At 65.2% G+C, this 18,667-nt stretch carries 16 protein-coding genes and 1 pseudogene; 4 read left to right on the forward strand and 13 right to left on the reverse strand.

Annotated features, from left to right (window positions below):
* Positions 1-40: 40 nt before the first annotated feature.
* Positions 41-1,717 carry an alpha-amylase family glycosyl hydrolase gene (locus tag PG892_RS09250; RefSeq protein WP_227263636.1) on the reverse strand — a complete coding sequence of 559 codons (1,677 nt, stop codon included), beginning with the start codon at positions 1,715-1,717 and terminating at the stop codon, positions 41-43.
* Between the two features lie 365 nt (positions 1,718-2,082).
* Between PG892_RS09250 and PG892_RS09255 the strand changes: the two genes are divergently transcribed.
* On the forward strand, positions 2,083-2,982 hold the full coding sequence (locus PG892_RS09255; RefSeq protein ID WP_052815263.1) for a DMT family transporter: 900 nt from the start codon (positions 2,083-2,085) through the stop codon (positions 2,980-2,982).
* A 108-nt stretch (positions 2,983-3,090) separates the two neighbouring features.
* A complete protein-coding gene (gene xseA, locus PG892_RS09260; protein WP_052815262.1) occupies positions 3,091-4,452 on the forward strand; it encodes an exodeoxyribonuclease VII large subunit in 1,362 nt (453 codons plus the stop codon).
* A 60-nt stretch (positions 4,453-4,512) separates the two neighbouring features.
* Here the strand turns inward: xseA and hutW are convergent.
* The 12 genes and pseudogenes from hutW to pspA form a co-directional block, all read right to left on the reverse strand.
* Positions 4,513-5,888, reverse strand: a pseudogene (gene hutW / locus PG892_RS09265) (heme anaerobic degradation radical SAM methyltransferase ChuW/HutW).
* A 281-nt stretch (positions 5,889-6,169) separates the two neighbouring features.
* Complete coding sequence (locus PG892_RS09270) at positions 6,170-6,658, reverse strand: OmpA family protein (RefSeq protein ID WP_043760992.1); 489 nt, start codon at positions 6,656-6,658, stop codon at positions 6,170-6,172.
* A 33-nt stretch (positions 6,659-6,691) separates the two neighbouring features.
* Positions 6,692-7,921: a diguanylate cyclase domain-containing protein gene (locus tag PG892_RS09275; protein ID WP_052815261.1), complete on the reverse strand. Its 1,230-nt coding sequence runs from the start codon at positions 7,919-7,921 to the stop codon at positions 6,692-6,694.
* Positions 7,918-8,466 (reverse strand): YfiR family protein, encoded by a 549-nt coding sequence (locus PG892_RS09280; protein ID WP_052815260.1) that lies wholly within the window; start codon positions 8,464-8,466, stop codon positions 7,918-7,920. Before PG892_RS09280 ends, PG892_RS09275 begins: the two co-directional genes overlap by 4 nt.
* A 189-nt stretch (positions 8,467-8,655) precedes the next feature.
* Positions 8,656-10,203, reverse strand: coding sequence for a transcriptional regulator TyrR (gene tyrR, locus PG892_RS09285; RefSeq protein ID WP_270825337.1), 1,548 nt, complete (start codon positions 10,201-10,203; stop codon positions 8,656-8,658).
* 142 nt (positions 10,204-10,345) lie between these two features.
* Complete coding sequence (locus tag PG892_RS09290) at positions 10,346-10,684, reverse strand: 4a-hydroxytetrahydrobiopterin dehydratase (RefSeq protein WP_010674539.1); 339 nt, start codon at positions 10,682-10,684, stop codon at positions 10,346-10,348.
* A gap of 41 nt (positions 10,685-10,725) precedes the next feature.
* Positions 10,726-11,520 (reverse strand): phenylalanine 4-monooxygenase, encoded by a 795-nt coding sequence (phhA, locus tag PG892_RS09295; RefSeq protein ID WP_041215282.1) that lies wholly within the window; start codon positions 11,518-11,520, stop codon positions 10,726-10,728.
* Positions 11,521-11,686: 166 nt separating this feature from the next.
* Entirely contained in the window at positions 11,687-12,730 is a 1,044-nt protein-coding gene (locus PG892_RS09300; protein ID WP_201984275.1) for a YcjF family protein, read from the reverse strand.
* Positions 12,731-12,779: 49 nt separating this feature from the next.
* The gene (locus PG892_RS09305) at positions 12,780-14,186 is read right to left on the reverse strand and encodes a YcjX family protein (RefSeq protein WP_201984276.1); all 1,407 of its coding nucleotides are present in this window, start codon (positions 14,184-14,186) and stop codon (positions 12,780-12,782) included.
* 72 nt (positions 14,187-14,258) lie between these two features.
* A complete protein-coding gene (pspC, locus tag PG892_RS09310; protein ID WP_201997396.1) occupies positions 14,259-14,663 on the reverse strand; it encodes an envelope stress response membrane protein PspC in 405 nt (134 codons plus the stop codon).
* A gap of 106 nt (positions 14,664-14,769) precedes the next feature.
* On the reverse strand, positions 14,770-15,006 hold the full coding sequence (pspB, locus tag PG892_RS09315; protein ID WP_005300084.1) for an envelope stress response membrane protein PspB: 237 nt from the start codon (positions 15,004-15,006) through the stop codon (positions 14,770-14,772).
* Between the two features lie 3 nt (positions 15,007-15,009).
* Complete coding sequence (gene pspA, locus PG892_RS09320; RefSeq protein ID WP_010674534.1) at positions 15,010-15,690, reverse strand: phage shock protein PspA; 681 nt, start codon at positions 15,688-15,690, stop codon at positions 15,010-15,012.
* 196 nt (positions 15,691-15,886) lie between these two features.
* On the opposite strand from pspA, the gene pspF reads away from it, so the two are divergent.
* Positions 15,887-16,927 (forward strand): phage shock protein operon transcriptional activator, encoded by a 1,041-nt coding sequence (gene pspF / locus PG892_RS09325; protein WP_010674533.1) that lies wholly within the window; start codon positions 15,887-15,889, stop codon positions 16,925-16,927.
* Between the two features lie 136 nt (positions 16,928-17,063).
* Complete coding sequence (sapA, locus tag PG892_RS09330; RefSeq protein WP_010674532.1) at positions 17,064-18,659, forward strand: ABC transporter substrate-binding protein SapA; 1,596 nt, start codon at positions 17,064-17,066, stop codon at positions 18,657-18,659.
* Positions 18,660-18,667: the final 8 nt, after the last annotated feature.

The raw sequence follows: 18,667 nt of genomic DNA on the forward strand, positions 1-18,667 counted from the left end.
AACCAGCGGGGCTGACGCCCCGGCGAAATTCCCCTCCCACCTACGTCGGAGGGAGTCCCCTTTCGCATTTAAGATGGTAGCCGTGGTAGTCGAGGCCGGAGCGGTTCTCCACCGGCGGCGTCACCCAGATGGCGGTGAAGCCGAGATCCTTGATGTAGTCGAGCTTGGCGATCAAACCCTTGAAGTCGCCACGCCACTGGGGATCCCCCGCCTTGTAGCGATCCCGGTTATGGTAGTTGTTGCCGGCATCGCCGTCATAGAAGCGGGCCGTCAGCAGGAAGTAGATGCTCTCGGCGCGAAAATCGCCGCTCGCCACCCCCTGCTCGCCGATACGGTACTCGAAGCGCTGCTCCCGCTGGTTGCCGCTCTCGTCCACCGCGAGGGTGCGGATCACCAGGTCCGTGCCGCTCCCCTTGTCGTTCGCCACCAGGGGCTGGCCTGCATAACAGGCCGACGCCGTGGTGGGCTGGCTGCCGTCCGTGGTGAAATGCACGGCGGGGGCGGCGTCCTGATCGTCGCTCACTCCCAGGGTGATGGACTGGCTGTCCACATAACTCCCCGGCGCCGGGGTAGCGGTCACCGTGGGGGCCTGCACATCTGCCCCCGCCAGGGTCTCGAGTTCAACGACCTTGCGCTGGCTGTCAAAGCAGATGCGATAGCGGGTGTTGGCGCTGACCAGGTAATCCTGGGCAGGATAGGCCTCGGTCCAGTCCCCCTTGTGGTCAATCTTGAAGCGGGGGTTGCTGCTGCCAAACGCCTGCTCGGTGCAGAAGGTGGTGCCATCCTCGGTTGTCATGGGGGTGAGACCCCAGTTATTGGGGGTACCGCGGAAGTACCAGCTGTCGCCGCTCTGTCCGGCGGCCACCACCACGCTCACGCTGCTGCTGCCCTTGGCCCCCTGATCGTCGGTGACCGTGAGGCCATAGGTGAAGGTGCCCGTCTGTGCCGTGTTGACGACCATGCTCTCCGTGGTCTCGCCGCTGCTCCACAGATAGCTCGCTATCTGACCGTCGGGATCCGTGGAGTCACTGCCGCTCAGGGTGAGCGCCGCACCCTGGGCCACGTTCACCGTGCCCCCCGGGGTGATGACCGCAAGCGGCGGCTGGTTGTCATCCCCAAGCGGCACGATGCTGTAGGCCAGGGTCTGGTCATTGACCTGGATGCGCACCGTGCCGGTGCCGTTCCAGAAGATGTCGCCGTCGCCGTTGCTGTCCCCGAAGTTGATGGCCCAGTCGCCGGCCTGATCAAACTTCAGGCGCTGGCTCGCCTTGCCATCCATGTAGGCCTCGGCCTGCCACAGGTGATCCCCTATCAGGGTCATGGGGAGGCTGGCCCAGCCGTTGAAGGTGCCGCGCACATTGAGCTGCGGCAGAGTGCTTGCAAACCCCGAGGCCTCGCAACTGGCGACCGCCGTCGTGCTCACCGCCTGGGTCGTGGCGTTGATGCGGATCTGGTACGCCGTGTTGGCATTGACCCCGTAGTCGGCCGCCGGGTAGCTCTGCTGCCAGTTGCCGTACCTGTCTATCTTGAAGCGCGGCCCGCCACTGGCGTCGCCGCTCACGAAGCGCTGGCAGGTTTCAAAATTGACGCCGTCGGTCGACGCCATGGCGGTCGCCGCCCATCCATTTGCGGTGCCCCGGAAGAACCACTCCGCCGCCATCCCGGGCGGCGTGATCATGGTCCCCAACATTCCGGCCACGAGTATCCATCTAGCCATTGATAGTCCTTTGTTTTTCATTGTGTTGTGTGTGATGCCGGTGTGCCCCGGCATTCCCCCATCCGCGACGTCCCGCCTTCAGATGAGCCCGACCAGTCTAGAAGTCGCCGTGGTCGATTCGTGGCCATAAGGTGCGAAATGTGACCGCCATAGACCAGGAAATAAGCTGTATGTGATTGATAGCGCTTTCATTTCTGGGCATGGGGTCGAACTTCCCAGGATAGAGAGGCGCTCCCCGTGACGGCCGTATCGGGGGGTAGGATCAGCGCTCTGCACGGCGCCGTTGCCATTGGGGGCTCTTGCCGCCATGATGCAGGGCCGCCCTTGCCATCCCGGGCACCGGGCGGCTCATTCAAGGAGAGACGATGAGACCATCGGATTATGGGAGGCTGCTGGCGCTGGCCGCCATCTGGGGCGCCAGCTTCCTGTTCATGCGCATCGCGGCGCCGGCGTTCGGCTCCATCAACACCACCTTCCTGCGGGTCTTCTTCGCCCTCGTCGGGCTCGCCGCCATGCTCCTGCTGCTGCGCACCCCCATGCAGTTTCACGGCAAGCTGAAAGCCATCATGGTGCTCGGCATCATCAACTCCGGCGTGCCCTTCCTGATGTACGCCGTGGCGGCCCTCTGGCTGCCCGCCGGCTACTCGGCCATCCTCAACGCCACCACGCCGCTGATGGGGGCCCTCATTGGCTTCTCCTTCTTTCACGAGGAGCTGACCTTGCGCAAGTGGGCCGGGGTCATGCTGGGGCTGGTGGGCATCGGGCTCATCACCACCACGGGGGAGGTCGACCTGAGCGGTCAGCTCGCCATCGGGGTGCTGGCCTGCCTCATCGCCACCGCCTGCTACGGCTGCGCTGGCTTCCTGACGAGGCGCTGGATCACCGAGCGGGGCGGACTGGACGCGAAGCTGGTGGCCTTCGGCAGCCAGATCGGGGCCGTCCTCTTCCTGCTCCCCTTCTTCGGCTACAGCCTGACGAGCGGGCCCGCCGTCGACTGGGCCCAGCCTGGGGTCTGGGCCAGCGTGCTGGCGGTCGGGCTCCTCTGCACCGCCTTCGCCTATCTGCTCTATTTCAGGCTGATCGCCGACATCGGGCCCCTGCGCTCCCTCACGGTCACCTTCCTCATCCCGCCGTTCGGCATCCTCTGGGGCTATCTGGTGCTTGGCGAAACCCTCACCGGCGGCTTCGTGCTCGGCGGCGCCGTGGTCTGCCTCGCGGTCTGGCTGGTGACCAGCCACGCCAAGCCGGCCAGGGCGCAGGAGTAGGGCAAAGCCTCATCTGTCGGGCCCCATGGCTCGGCAGATGGGCACAACTGGGGTAAGATGGCCCCCATCGTTTCTCCCGCCCCGGCGGACACCACAGCAGGGCCAGCCTTGAATCAGCTCAACCAATCCAGCCAGAACAAGCAGCAGATCTTTACCGTCACCCGCCTCAACAGCGCCGTGCGCATGATCCTGGAGCAGGATCTGGGGCTGGTGTGGCTGACCGGGGAGCTCTCCAACCTCGCGATGCCAAGCTCGGGCCACTGGTACTTCTCCTTGAAGGACATGTCGGCCCAGGTGCGCTGCGCCATGTTCAAGGGCAACAACCGCCGGGTGCCGTTCCGCCCCCAGGACGGCATGCAGGTGCTGGTGCAGGCCCGGGTCTCCCTCTATGAGCCCCGGGGCGACTATCAGCTCATCATCGAGTCGATGCAACCCGCCGGGGACGGCATGCTGGCCCTGCGCTTCGAGGAGCTCAAGCGCCGCCTCGGGGCCGAGGGGCTGTTCGACGAGGGGGCCAAGCGCCCCCTGCCCCGCGAGCCCCGCGCCGTGGGTCTGGTCACCTCGGCCACCGGCGCCGCCCTGCACGACATGCTGACCGTCTTGCGCCGCCGCGCCCCGGACTTGCCCGTCTTCATCTACCCGACCCTGGTGCAGGGCAGCGCCGCCACCGCCCAGATCGTCTCGGCGATCATGCTTGCCAACCGGCGCGCCGAGGTGGATGTGCTCATCGTCGGGCGCGGCGGCGGGTCACTGGAGGATCTCTGGTGCTTCAACGAGGAGGCGGTGGCCCGTGCCATCCACGGCTCCGCCATCCCCGTGGTGAGCGCCGTGGGTCACGAGGTTGACGTCACCATCAGCGACTTTGCCGCTGACTTGCGCGCCCCCACCCCCTCCGCCGCCGCCGAGCTGGTGGCGCCGGACAGGAGTGCCCGCGCCCAGCGCCTCGTGCACCTGCGCCAGCGGCTCACCCAGGCCATGAACCGCCACCAGACCGCCGCCCGCCACGGCTTCGCCCTGCTGCAAAAGCGGCTCGACCACCAGGATCCCAAGCGCCGGCTGGAGCAGCAGTCCCAGCGCCTCGACGAGCTGTCCGCCCGCCTGCAGCAACTGCTGGCAAGCCGCCTGCATCAGGGGGAGCGACGCCTGGCCAATCTTGAGCTGCGCCTGCAGGCCAAAAGCCCCGAGAAGCTGCTGGCCGCCGGCAAGCGCCGCCACCAGCTCGCGGAGGAGCGGCTCCATGCCCTGATTGCCCGGCGCCAGGATGTGGCCGGACACCGCCTCGCCATGCTGAGCGCACGCCTCGACGGGGTCAGCCCGCTGGCCACCCTGGGACGCGGCTACGCCATCGTACGCACCCCGACCGGCGAGGTGATCAGCCGCGCCGCTCAGGTGAACGTCGGCCAGCCCCTGGTCACCACCCTGGCCGAGGGCCAGCTGCGGGTGCGCGTGGAAGAGGTGCACAACCCCTAACCCAGCGGGGGCACTCATGGCGCCCCCGCTGCACTGCACTTCACCTCCCTCTCCCACCCTCTACACCAAGGTGGGGTGTACCGCCGCCCGGTTGCCGGATGACCCGGCGCCCCCCTGCTCCCCCGCCAGCGGGTTGCGTTGCACGTATTCAAACAGCCCGGCCTGCAGATTGACGTTCCAGAAGCGTCCCGCCAGGGTGAGCTCAAGGCGCTCCTGACCGAGCTCGGCCAGTCCGTGCGCCTGCCAGCGCTCGAACAGCGGCAGCAAATGGGCCCGCAGCGGCGCAGGCAGGCACGTCAGATCCAGCCAGCCCGCGTCCAGGCCTCCCCGCAGCAGACCGTCGATGCGCACATCGGGGGTCTGCCCCATCACCATGCCTGGGGGGCGTCGCCCTTCGGCCAGCGCCTCGTGCCAGGCGGCCAGATCCCGCCCCTGCATCAGGCCGTGGCCGTGAATGTTGCCCCCCGCCCCCGCCCCGAAGGGAAGGATCTCGGCGCCGCACTTCGCCATCTGGTTGTAACGGCTGCGCTCGGCGGGGGTGCGCCGCCAGTGGCTGCAGGAGAGGCGCTGCCAGCCTCCCGCCTCCAGCGTTTGGGCGCCCTGGGCATACATGGCAGCCCGCTGCGGGCCATCGGCGGCCCAGCCCAATGTCCCCTTCTCCCCGGCGCGGGCCAGGTTGGTGCCCGCCATGGCGATGAGCTGGTAGAGATCCACCCCGTGCACGCCGCTCGCCATCACGTCCGCAACGTCCTGGCGCCACACGAAGTCGTCCTGGCCGGGCAGACCGAAGATGAGATCCGCCGCGATGACGGCCTCGTCGTGGCGGGTCAACGCCCCTAGCCGGGCCAACAGGGTCTCCCTGTCGTCGAAGCGGGCCGCCTGCTGGCGCACGCGAGTATCAAAGCTCTGCACCCCGAACGAGAAGCGGTTGAAGCCCCCCGCCAGCGCGGTCTCCCACTTGGCGTCATCGAAACCGTTGAGGCGCCCCTCCAGGGTCAGCTCCACATCCGAAGTCAGGGGGAAGCGACCAATGGCATTGGCCAGCAGAGCCAGATCGCCCGCCGCCATGTCGGTGGGCGTGCCCCCGCCCACATAGACGGCGGAGAAGGACTGGCTCTGCACCAAGGGGGTCTTGGCCGCCCTGGTCAGCTGCTCGCAGAGGGCCGCCATATAGCGGCTCATGCGCGCCGGATTGGCGCCATTTTCGAAGAAGTTGCAGAAGCTGCAGCGCTTGCGGCAAACGGGACGTGGATGTAGAGCGCCCGCGCCTCGGCCTGGCTCGGTTGCTGCCACCAAGCCTGCCAGCCCGCCTCGTCGAGCATCAGGGGCCCGGCACCGCCGCGGCTGGCGTGGGCTGAGGTCTTGGCGGTGAAGGCGAATGCGAGGGGATCCGGGGTCGCAAGACCCGTCATGGTCGGGGTAAACAGGGGGGTCATCACTGTGGCTACCATCTGCAAATAATGCAAATGATAACCAATATCAACAAAGCCACCCTTGTGCTGGATCAAGTTCTGGACCTGGGTGCTCAGCCAGGATTCTCAGGAGCGGAGGAGGTTCAACGCCGTCGAAGCGGGTGCGGAAACAGCGGGATGAATAGAAGAAAGGGAAGGACAATGCTGGAGGAGGAAGAGAGCCACTCCCCGGCAGGAGAGTGGTATCACACACGCAGTCGGACATCAGAGACAGCCTCGTCATGCCGACGCAGGGACAAAATGGCTCAGCCGTTGTCGATGACGATGGCGACCCGGCGATTCTCCGCTCGTCCGGCGGCGGTGCCGTTGTCGGCGATGGGCGCCGCTTCACCCCGGCCGCGGATGTCCAGGTTCGCAGGTGGCATGCCCACCGACATCAGGACATCGGCCACGGAGCGGGCCCGTTTGAGCGAGAGCTGCTCGTTGTAGCTCGCCTCCCCGTTGGAGTCGGTGTGGCCGTCCACCCTGGCCCGGTTCAGACCGACGCCGATGAGGGTCTTGCCAAGACGCTCCACCACCAGGCGGGTCTGGGGAGTGAGGGCCCCGACATTGTTGGCAAACAGCACCTTGTTGGAGATATCCAGGGTCCAGCCCTCATCGGTCAGCTGAAATCCCTGCTCCCTGAGGGTGGCGATCTGCTCCGCCGTGAGCCCCTGGGGCGCACTCTGACACCCGGCCAGCACTCCCAGCAGCAGCGCAACAAGCCCGATTTTTAGCGCCTTCAAAATGATCATTGTTATGGTCCTTTCACTATGTCCGGTTCAACTTCACGTGGTTCTCCTGTGTGCTTCTTCCTCCTTACGTTGTCGTTTGGCTTGATACATGGCGTCGTCGGCGAACTGCAACAGGGCCTCCGCCGTCTCCCCCTGCTCGGGGTAGAGGGCGGCGCCGATGCTGATGCCCACCCCGAGGTGGCGGCCGTCGCTCAATACCACAGGGGTGCTCATCCCCTGCTGGATCCGCGTCATCACCTCGTGCACCTCGTGCTCGTCCCGGATCGGGGCGAGCAGGATGACAAACTCGTCGCCCCCGAGGCGGCACACCAGATCCAGCGGTCTGAGCTGGTGCTGCACCCGCCGCGCCAGAGCGATCAACACCTCGTCGCCTACCCCGTGGCCCAGGGTGTCGTTGATCTGCTTGAAGCGATCACAGTCGAGGTAGAGCAGGGCGAAGCGCTCCTGATCCCCCTGGATGGCCTGCCCCAGCCGCGCCTCGAACAGAGCCCGGTTGGGCAGGCCGGTGAGGGCGTCGTGGGTGGCCCGGTGCAGCAGGCTGGCATTTTCCCGCTTCTGGTGGGCCTGCCAGGCCTCCAGCTCGTCGAGCAGGGTGTTGAAGTCCTCCCCGAGCGCGTGCAGCTCGGCGATGTTGGCCGCCGGCACCCGCTGCTTGAGGGCGCGCTGGCGACTGACACTGTAGGCGACCTCGGCCAGGGCCTTGAGGGGCGCCGTGATGGAGCGCTGCATGCGGCGCGCCACGTGGAGAGCCCCGAGGATGCTGAGCAACAGGCACACCAGGGTCGCCAGCAGGGTCTGCAGCAGGAAGTGCAGCAGATATTGTCCGTGCCCCACCAGGTGCACCCGGGCTATCTCCCGGCTCTCCCGCACCATGGCCACTTCCACCGGCCCCGGCAGGATCAGGCGGGCCAGGTGCTGCTCCAGGGTAGTCCAGGGGGTGGTGATGGCACGGCGCCAGCTTGCCAGCACCTGGCCATCGGGCAGCACTATGCTGGCGCTCGCGATATCCTCCCGGGAGGTGATGGTCTCCAGGGCATCTTTCGCCGCCTCCTCGTCATCGAACACCACGGCGGCCTCTGAGGTGTAGCTGATGGCGCGGGCCACCAGCTCGAGGTTGTGATCCGCATAGAGGCGCAGCGCCAGCAGCGCCGTGATGGTCAGGAACAGGCCCGCCATGCAGACGGCGGTCAGGGAGATCATCATGTGGGTGCGGCCCAGGCTCTGTCGCAGGGTGAGCCTGGGGCTTGCGGGTGCAGTCGTCATCGTGCGCCCTCGTCAGCCTTGGCGAGCTTCAGCACGGCCGGGTGCACCCGCACGCCGCTGCGGGCGAGCGCATCCAGGTTGACCCGAAAGCGGACCCGATCCGTGTCCGGCTGAAGGCAGAAGACAGCGTCGGCGATGCACTCCCTGCTCTGTTCGCTGATGCTGAGGATAGCGTGCCCCTGCAGTCGCTCGAACAGGGGGAGACGCCGCTCCGGGGCCAGCACCCCCAGATAGATCACATCGCAGCGCTGGATCAGTGCCTCGTCGTCGAGCCCGTAGCGATGCACGTCCACCGGGCGCCCGTTGGCCTGCCGCTCGATGGCAAAGAGGGCGCCGGCATATTCCGTCGGCGCCGCAATGCAGAGCCGAAGCTTTGCAGGCTCCTTGGGCCAGCGGGTGTAGCTGAGGATGTCGAGCACGGTCTGGCGCACCAGCTCGCTGCGAAGCTCGGCCGAGGTCGCCGCCACGGCCGCATTGGCCAGCACCAGCGTGCAGCCCAGTGGCAACAGCCACACAAAAATCCGGATGAAAGACAACAACTGCATGATGTCCGCACTTATGTTTACGTCGACAATGGGGTGGGCCGACGCCCATGAAGGGATTGCCTGAAGGGAGTCGTACCGAGCTTATCAGCCCGAGGGGGTTGCCCCATCCGCCCGCACGCAGGGTGCGTCACGGGGTGTCGCAGTGCCGCCCGGGGTGCGCGTCAGCGCACGCCACGGGCAGCTCAGCCGCTACTTCTTGCCAATCCCGTACTCGCGCAGCTTGTTGGCGATGGCGGTATGGGAGACGCCGAGCCGCTTGGCCAGCTGGCGGGTGGAGGGGAAGGCCGGATAGAGGCGCTCCAGCAGGCGGCTCTCGAAGCGCTTCACCGCCTCGTCGAGCCCCCCTTCGAACCACTCGTCGATGAGGGGCATGGCATCGGCCGCCACCGGCAGATCCACGTGCTCGGGGCCGAGCTCGTCCCCTTCCAGCAGGGTCATGGCCCGGTAGAGGCAGTTGCGCAGCTGGCGCACGTTGCCCGGCCAGCGGTAGGCGGTGAGGTACTCGGCCATGTTGCGGGTAAAGCGCGGCTTGGGACGTTGCAACTCGCTGGCGAAGCGGGCGACGAACTGCTGGGCCAGTGCCATGATGTCCGCCTTGCGCTCGCGCAGCGGCGGCAGCGCCAGGCTGAGCACGTTGAGGCGGTAGTAGAGGTCTTCCCGGAACTTGCCCTCGTGCACCAGATCCAGCAACTGCTTCTGGGTGGTGCAGATGAAGCGCACGTTGACCCTCACCTCCTGCTCGTCACCGACCCGGCGAAACACGCCATCTTGCAGCACCCGCAGGAACTTGGTCTGCAGATGGGGGGACATGTCGCCGATCTCGTCCAGCATCAGGGTGCCGCCGCTGGCCAGCTCCAGCACCCCGCGCTTGCCCTCGGTGTTGTTGCCAAAGGCGCCGGGGGCATAGCCGAACAGCTCGCTCTCGGCCACGTTGTCCGGCATGGCCGCGCAGTTGAGCGCCATGAAGGGGTGGCTGGAGCGCAGGCTGGCGCCGTGGCAGGCCCGGGCCAGCAACTCCTTGCCGGTGCCGGTCTCCCCCACGATGAGCAAGGGAGCGTCCTGCATCGCGAGCTTGGCTGCCTGGGCCAGCACCTCTTTCATCTTCTGGCTCTCGGCCTGGAGGTGCTCAAAGCCCCCCACTTCCACCGCGTGCAGGGCACTGAAGTGCATGCCGACCCGGCGGGCGGATTTGAGCACCACTACGGCGCCGGCCAGAGCCTGCTTGCCCTTCTCTTCGGCCACGAACAGCGGCATCAGATCGCCCAGGTACTCTTCGCCACCGAGGCTCAGCTTGCAGGTCTGGGGCTTGATCTCCCCCGACTCCAGCCAGCGGCCAAACGAGAAGCCCTTGACCAGGGAGGCGATCGCCACGCCGCGCACCTCGTCCGGTGGCAACGCCAGGGTGGTGAGGGCGGCCTGGTTGGCCTGGGTCACCCGCCCCTTGCTGTCGAGGGAGAAGACCAGGTCCGGCAGCGCCTTGAGCAGGGCCTCTATCTCGTGGTGTTCCCGCTCGGAGGGCATGTAGGGGATGGTCTTGACGTCATAGACGCCGGGAATGCGGCGAATTTCCGGCATCAGATGCTGAAAGTCACGGAACTCCAGCTCGGGGAAATTGAGATAGATGATGCCTGAGGTATCGATTTCGATGCCGCGCAGATCGATGTTGTGCTCCACCAGTCGGTCGAGCAATTCCCGGGTCAGGCCCAGACGGTCTTCACAGCTGACTTCAAGACGCATTCGGCACACACTTCCTAGCTAACATTCTGAATAACGGGATAATACAGACTCGATCCCGCCAGTGCGAGCGCTCCCCCATAAAAATGCGGGCCTGCCCCGCTTTCACCGGGCAAGCCCTGTCTGCGTTGGCGCCAGATGGCGGTTACTTCATCAGCCCGTCGGTGCGGGCTGCCATGATGAAGTCGTTGCGATGCAAGCCGCCTATCTTGTGGGTCCACCAGCTCACGGTCACCTTGCCCCATTCAAGCAAGATCGCCGGATGATGGAACTCCGCCTCCGCCAGTTCTCCGAGGCGGTTGGTGAACGCCAGCCCCTCCTTGAAGTTGCGAAACACAAATTCACGGCGCAGTTGCAGCTCGCCGTTGACCACCAGGGGCTGCCAGTCGGGGATGAGGTGCATCAGCTCCCCCAGCTCCTGATCGCTCACCCTGGGGGCATCGGCGCGGCACGCCTCGCATCGTTGACTCGCCAGTTCAGTCATTCGGGACTCCTTTCATGAAACATCGTGGGAATGAATTCGGGTTAGCTCGCCTGCTTGCCGGCAACGGGGGCAAAGCGGGGTGGACGCAAGCCAAGACGACGGGCCTCGGCCACGGCCGCCATGATCCCCTGCCCCTCCAGACCATAGAGGGTATCGAGACGAGGCAGCACGAAATAGGTCGGCTGCATGATGTCGATGCGATAGGGGGTACGCAGGATCTCCAGCAGATCGAAGGGCTGCAGCTCGGGCTTGCCCGAGAGGGCATAGGCGGTCTCGCCGATGGAGGAGAGAATGCCGCCGCCGTAGATACGCAGCCCCTCCTCCCCCTGCAGGAGACCGAACTCCACCGTGAACCAGTAGAGCCGCGCCAGATAGACCCGCTCCTCCTTGCTCGCATGGAGTCCGAGCCGACCATACAGGTGAGTGAAGTGGGCAAAGGCCGGGTTGGTCAGCATGGCGCAGTGGCCGAAGATCTCGTGGAAGATGTCGGGCTCTTGCAGGTAGTCGAGCTCGTCCCGGCGGCGAATGAAGGTGGCGACGGGAAAACGGCGATCAGCGAGCAGCGCGAAGAAGTGATCAAAGGAGATGAGGGCCGGCACCGCCGCCACCGACCAGCCGGTGGCGGGCATCAGGGCAGCGTTGATCTCGCCTAGCTGGGGGATGCGGTCCAGAGGCAGGTCGAGGCGTGCCAACCCGGCCTGGTATTCGTCGCAGGCCTTGCCATCGAGCGCCGCAAGCTGGCGTGCAATCAGGATCCGCCAGGTGCCGTGCTCCTCGTCCGTGTAGTGGATCCTGCCCTGCCCATCCGGTTGGCGGGCCGTGTAGAGACTTGCCATGAGTGATCCCATCCTTCGGGTGCCAGCCGCCATCCGGGCGGTCACTGGCCGTTGAGTCATGGGATCACTGTAACGGTTTGCCCCTCAAAAAAGCAGCCGACCCCGGGGTCGGCTGCTTTTGACAATTGTAAATTATTTGTGACATCCCTATCAAATCCCAGCCACCTCACGACTTGTTGAGATAACCCGCCAACTGGCCGATCAGCCGCTTGCGCAACTCCCCCAGTTTCGGCTTCTCGTCGGCACACCAGGGGAGCGGACGACAGGCTTCCATGGTACGCATCCCAAGGCGCGCGGTGAGCAACCCGGCCCCGACCCCTTGGGCGGCGCGGGCGGAGAGCTTGGCGGTCAGCTCGGCCCCTAGCAGATCCATCCCTACCTCGGTCACCAGCTCGGTGGCCCCCGCATAGAGCATGTTGCGAAACACCTGGCGGATGAGGCGGATGCGGCTCCAGTAGCCGAGCTCGATGGCGTAGACATCGGCGATGTCCTCGATCATCCGCAGGTTGCGCCAGAGCATCAGCATCATGTCGACGGTGGCGAGCGGGCTCAGGGCCACCAGCACGGCGGCCTCCCCCGACCATTTGGCGACGCGGGCCTGGGCCAGCTTGTCCCGCTCGGTGAGCACCAACTGGCTGTAGAGGGTCAGCACTTCCCGATCGCTGTGGCTCTCGTCAAGCTGGGATAGCCAGGTGCGATACCCTTCCCGCCCCTTGTCACCGCTCTTCTCGGCCAGGGCCTCGCAGAAGGCCTGCCCCTGACCCACCCCCTGATGGGCCAGCAGACCCTCGGCTCTTGAGCGCACATCCTGGCGCCGCTTCAAGGTGCGCAGCCGCAGCCATTCGCGCCCCGCCACCCCGGCGGTGCCCACCGCCACCAGGCCGGAGGCGAGCAGCCAGGCGCCGCCCCAGAAGGGGGAGGCGGCAAACTGATCCACCAGAAAAGCGCCAAACTGGCCAAGCGACAGCAGCCCCACCCCGCCCAGCCCCCAGGCCAGCAGACGATGGCGGCGCCGAGGCCTGACGGTAAGCGCGGGTTCCACCTCGGTGAGCTCGTCCAGCGCGTCCAGAGGCTCGAAGCTCTCCTCTTCCAGCCGCCGGGCCGGGGCCGGTGGTTGCGCTTCGCTTGCCACCGATGGCGCGGGCTCCAGCGTCACCTTGCCTTGCAGGGGAGCGGCGTCATCGGTGCGCCATCTTGTCTGATCGTTCATCGCATTCTCTCCTGTGGGCGCCCCTCGAGCACAGCGGGTCACCCACCCGTTATTCGAGGTGATCCCCGAGCAGGAATTCCAGCGCCGCATCGAGCCGGATATGGGGGAGCACCTGATGGGCGCTCATGGGCAGCGGGCGAAAGGCCTGAAAATCAAACCCTTGAGTTTTCCACCACTGCGCAGGCGGGATCTGGGCAGGCACCTCCCCCGGGAAGAGCAGCAAGGGTTCGCCCGAGAGGGTAGTGCCACGAATGGCGGGAAATTCCCGTCCGTCTGCCACCCCCTTGCCTACCTCGGTGGCCTTGATGGCGGCCAGCGCCAGGCATTCGGTCTCTATCCCCTCGAAGCGGGCCTGACCCCGGCCACGGCTCACCAGGTGCTGCAGGAGCGACACCAGAGGCCCGTGCTGCTCCGGCGTGACGTGATCGGCCTTGCTCGCCACAAACAGCAGCTTGTCGATGCGCGGGGCGAACAGACGGCGCCACCAGTTGCTCTTGCCATAGGCGAAGCTCTCCATGATGCGGGCGATGGCCTGCTGCATGTCACCAAAGCTCGCGGCACCGGCATTGAGGGGCGCCAGGCAGTCCACCAGCACGATCTGGCGATCAAAGCCTGCAAAGTGCTGCTCATAGAAGCCCTGTACCAGATGCTGCTTGTACTGCTCGAAGCGCTGCTTGAAGGTGGCGTAGAGGGTGCCGTCTTCAGGGGAGTGTGTGGGCATCTCCCATACCCAGGGCACGAATTGCAGCAGCGGCGCACCGGCATACTCGCCGGGCAACACGAAACGCCCGGGCTGGATGAGGTGAAGCCCGAGCGCCTGCTTGCAGGCGTGCAGATATTCGGTGTAGCGGGCGGCCAGTTCGCTGGCGGCACGCTCCTCGAAGGCTTGATCTGCCTGCCAGAGCGGCGTCAACCAGCCTGCCGCCAGGGCTTGCAGCTCGGGGCGGCACAGTTGCTCCCGCACCTGCTCGCTCCACTGCTCGTAGTTCAGATCCAGCAGCGGCAAATCCAGCAGCCATTCCCCGGGATAATCCACCAGATCCACATAGAGGGTGGAGATCTCCCCCAGGTGCCGACGCAGCGGATGGCGGGTGCGATAACGGATCTCGAGGCGTACCTCAGCCACCCCCCGGGTCGGCGCGGGCCAGGCGGGCGGATCGCCAAACAGGGCATCGAGGCCCCGTTCATAGGGAAAGGTGGGAATGTGGGCGTTTTGCTGGGGCACCCGGCGAGCACCAAGGATGCGTCCCTGACGCTGGGCGTCCCAGAGTGGCAGACGACCGTCGATGGCCGCGTGCTCCAGTTGATTGACCAGCGCCGTGATAAACGCGGTCTTGCCACTGCGAGAGAGGCCGGTGACCGCCAGCCGGATGTGGCGATCCCGGGCCCGGTTCACCGCGTCAACGGCCTTGTGCTGGAGCACCGACCAGGAGTGTTCAAGTTTGTTGCGTATCAAGGCGGGTCTTCTTCTCCTTGTGATCACATCAGAGAGACGGCCGCGAGGCAGTATCCTCGCGGCCCGGCACGATTAGAGCTTGCTGAACTCCCGTTGCAGGGTGAACTCCTTGGAGGTCACCAGCTTCTCGATGCGCTGCACCCTGGGCTCCAGTGCATCCAGCTCCTGGCCGATGCGGACAAGGGCCTGATGAGGTGTGACGCCAGCCTGCCAGCTGCGCACCTTCATCCGCACCTCGGCGAATTCGGCATCTTCCTGGGAGTAGAGGGTGACCGGCTTCTTGTCGAGCAAGAACCAGGCGGCAATATAGGCGGTGAAGGTGATGAAACCGGCGAAGATGAGACCACTGATGGCCAGCAGCCGCACGATCCAGGTCTCCACCCCGAAGTACTCTGCCAGACCGGCACAGACCCCGGCAATCTTGCCTCGCTGGGGATCCCGGTACAGGTTGCGCCCTTCACGACTGACACTGTTCATACCTTGTTCCTCCAACCGGGGACTTCCGCATCCAGAATCGACGCCAATACGGTTTCGGCCCGCTCCGGCTTTTTGCCACGGTCATGACATCTCTCATTGAAAACCGTCATACCTTGTTTCTCCAACCAGGAACCTCGGCATCCAGAATCGACTCCAGGGCGCCGACCCGTTCCTGCATCTTCTCGGCACGCACCAGCAAGCCCTGCAGCTGTTCACGCTCACCATCGGCAAGACCGGCGCCAATGCGTCCCTTGGCGCGGTAGTGCAGCACCAGCCAGATGGGGGCCACCACCACCATGAAGACCACCATGGGAACCATCAATACACCCAGCAGATCTTCCATCTGTTACTCTCCCTGTTTCGGTGCCGGATTGTGCTGGCCCAGCTTCTGGCGCATGGCTTCCAGCTCGCGGCTGATCTGGTCGTCCGCTTCCAGCTCGGCAAACTGCTGGGCGAGCGCCTTGTCGGACTGCCCCAGATCGGCGCGGGCTTCCATCTCGTCGATGCGGCGCTCCATGCGCTCGAACTTGCTCACCACGGCCTGACTGTCGCCACGAGCCACCTGGCTTTGCACGTTGAGGCGGCTGCTGGCGGCTTCGCTGCGAATGGCCATCGCCTTCTGGCGGGCACGGGCGTCTTCCAGCTTGGCTTCCAGCTGGCGGATCTCCTCCCCCAGCTTCTCGATGCCGCTGTCCACCGCCTGCTGTTCCCGAGACAGGGCGTCGGCAAGCTCCGCCTGTTTGCTCTTCTCGATGAGGGCGGCCCGGGCCAGATCTTCGCGCCCCTTGGTCAGGGCCAGCTCGGCCTTGCCCTGCCACTCGGCGACCCGCTCCTGATGGCGGCTCACCTGACGGCCGATCTCTTTTTGATTCGCGAGGAAGCGGGCCAGGTTGGAGCGCTCCTTCACCAGTTCATCTTCCATCTCCTGGATGATCAGACGCACCATCTTCTGGGGATCTTCCGCCTTGTCGAGCAGGGCCGTCAGATTGGAATTGATGATGTCGGCCAGGCGAGAAAAAATGCTCATGATTGTACTCCTGTGATAGGCATCGGGTTGTGTCTCCATTGACAATGGCAACTTGTGTGCCAATCTGGAACAATATTTAACTTGTTGATTTATATGGGCACTCAGAATGCAGTTCAAGTCCCTGGGAAACAAGTGATGATTAAAATAACCAACTTTTGGTAAGATTAACCAGATTTTTCAACTCACAGGGGCAGGGATGACCACGGCCACGGAAAGTCTGTTGGGTGAATCCAACGCATTTCTAGAAATCATCGAGCAGGCATCGCGCCTCGCGCCGCTGCGCAAGCCCGTACTCATCATCGGCGAGCGGGGGACCGGCAAGGAGCTCATCGCCCACCGCCTACATTATCTCTCGGATCGCTGGGATCAAAGCTTTGTCACCATCAACTGCGCCACCTTGAGCGAGAGCCTGCTAGAGACCGAGCTGTTCGGCCACGAGGCGGGCTCTTTCACTGGCGCCGCCAAGCGTCATCAGGGGCGCTTCGAGCGGGCCGACGGCGGCACCCTGTTCCTCGACGAACTGGCCACCACCAGCGCCCGGGTGCAGGAAAAACTGCTGCGGGTCATCGAGTATGGGGAGTTCGAGCGGGTGGGCGGCGCCAAGCCCCTCAAGGTGGATGTGCGGCTGGTGTGCGCCACCAACGAGGATCTGCCAGCACTGGCACAGAAAGGACGGTTTCGTCACGACCTGCTGGACCGGCTCGCCTTCGACGTCATCACCCTGCCCCCCCTGCGGGAGCGGCGCGAGGACATCCTGATGCTGGCGGAGCACTTCGCCCACGGCATGACCCGGGAGCTGGGGTATCCGCTCTTTGCCGGCTTCTCGCGCAAGGCGACCCAGCTGCTGCAAGATTACCCCTGGCCGGGCAACGTGCGGGAGCTCAAGAACGTGGTGGAGCGCAGCCTCTATCGCCAGGGCAACCCCCAGCTGCCGCTGGCGGAGCTGGTGCTCAATCCCTTTGACTCCCCCTGGCGCCCCCGTGCCCGAGGTGACGCCGCCCCTTCCACCGACGCGCCGACCTCGGCAGAGACGGCCCCGACCCTGCCGCTGGATCTCAAAGGGGCGGTGGCGGAGTACGAGATTAATTTACTCAAGCAAGCGATGCAGCAATCCCAGTATAATCAGCGCAAAGCAGCCCAGTTGCTGGCCCTGAGCTATCACCAGTTCCGGGGGATGCTGCGCAAATATCAATTGCTGGACGGGGATGACAACAGTGGCAACCAGGAGGCGGGCTGATGCCTGGCACCGGGTCTGTGCGCGCGGATAACGCGGCGCACGTCACCCCCGACGGGAGCGCCTGCCCGGCCGCCCCCCGCAACGCGCCCGCCCCCTGGCGGGCAACTTTGTCTGAAAACATGGTTCCAACATGAGAATGCTCACCCCCCTGCTGCTTGGTCTCCTGGTCCTGGTCAGCGGCTGTCAGAAACGCGATGAAGCCTCCAAAACCGGGCTCATCTATTGTGCCGAAGGGGCACCCCGAACCTTCAACCCGCAGCTTGCCAATTCGGATGCGACCCTGGATGCCAGTGCCCGTCCCATCTACGATCGCCTGCTCGAGGTCAATGCCAACACCCTCGGCATCGAAGGGGGGCTCGCCACCCGCTGGCAAAGCAGCGAGGACGGCCTCTCCTATACCCTAACCCTGCGCAAGGGAGTGACCTTCCACCGTACCCCCTGGTTCAGCCCGACCCGTCACTTCAATGCCGACGACGTCCTGTTCACCTGGCAGCGTCTGCTGGACGAACACCACCCCTTCCACGCCGTCTCCGGCGGCGAGTACCCCTATTTTTACAGCCTGGGGCTCGGCAACCTCATCAAGCGGGTCTACAAGAAGGGGCCCTATGAGGTGGTGTTCGAGCTGAACCGCCCCGATGCCTCCTTCCTCGCCACCCTGGCCAGCGACTACGCCATCGTGCTCTCCGCCGAGTACGGGGAGCAGATGCTAAAGGCCGGCACCCCGGCGCTGCTGGACAGCCGCCCCATCGGCACCGGCCCCTTCAGCTTCAAGGAGTATCGCCACAACGAGTTCGTGCGCTACCTGCGCCACCCCGGCTACTGGGGCGGCGAGGCCAGAATGGAGCAGCTCATCTACGACATCACCCCCAAATCCTCCAAGCGCCTGGCCAAGCTGCTGACCGGCGAGTGCGACGTGATGAGCACCCCCTCTGCCAGCCAGCTGTCGGTGATAGACAAAGACTCCCACCTGGATCTGTCGGTGCAGTCGGGGATGAACGTCGCCTTCCTCGCCCTCAATACCCGCAAGGCCCCGTTCAACAAGGTGCAGGTGCGCCAGGCCCTCGCCAGCGCCATCAATGTGCAGAATCTGCTGCAGGCGGTCTATTTCGAGACCGGCCAGAGCGCCGCCAGCCTGCTGCCGCCCCTCTCCTGGGGCTACAATCCCTCCCTGCCCCAGCGCAAGCCGGATCTCAAGCTCGCTCGCCAGTTGCTCAAGGACGCGGGCTACCCCAACGGCTTCGAGATGCAGGTGCTGGTGCAACCCGGCGCCCGTCCCTACAACCCGGACGGCCTCAAGACGGCGCAACTGATGCGCAGCGATTTCGCCAAGATTGGGGTGAGCCTCAAGATAGTGCAGCAGGCCTGGCCGGTCATCGAGACCCGGCTCGCCCATGGACAATATGACAGCCTGCTCTCGGGCTGGATCGCCGACAACGCGGATCCGGACAACTTCTTCCGCCAGTTGCTGAGCTGCGCCGCCGTCGAGCGGGGCAACAACTACAGCCGCTGGTGCAGCCCCGCCTTCGATCAGCTGCTGGACGATGCGGTGACCACCCCGCAGCTCGCCTTCCGCCTGCGCAACTATTACTATGCCCAGTCCTTGCTCAACGAGCAGTTGCCGCTCATTCCCCTGGCCCATGCCCTGAGAACCCAGGTGAGTCGCAGCGACATTCAGGGGCTGACCCTGATGCCCTTTGGCGGCACCACCTTCAACCAGGCCCATCGGGAGTGACCATGACA

The sequence above is a fragment of the Aeromonas sp. QDB68 genome (assembly GCF_027707405.1).
GTDB lineage: Bacteria > Pseudomonadota > Gammaproteobacteria > Enterobacterales > Aeromonadaceae > Aeromonas > Aeromonas caviae.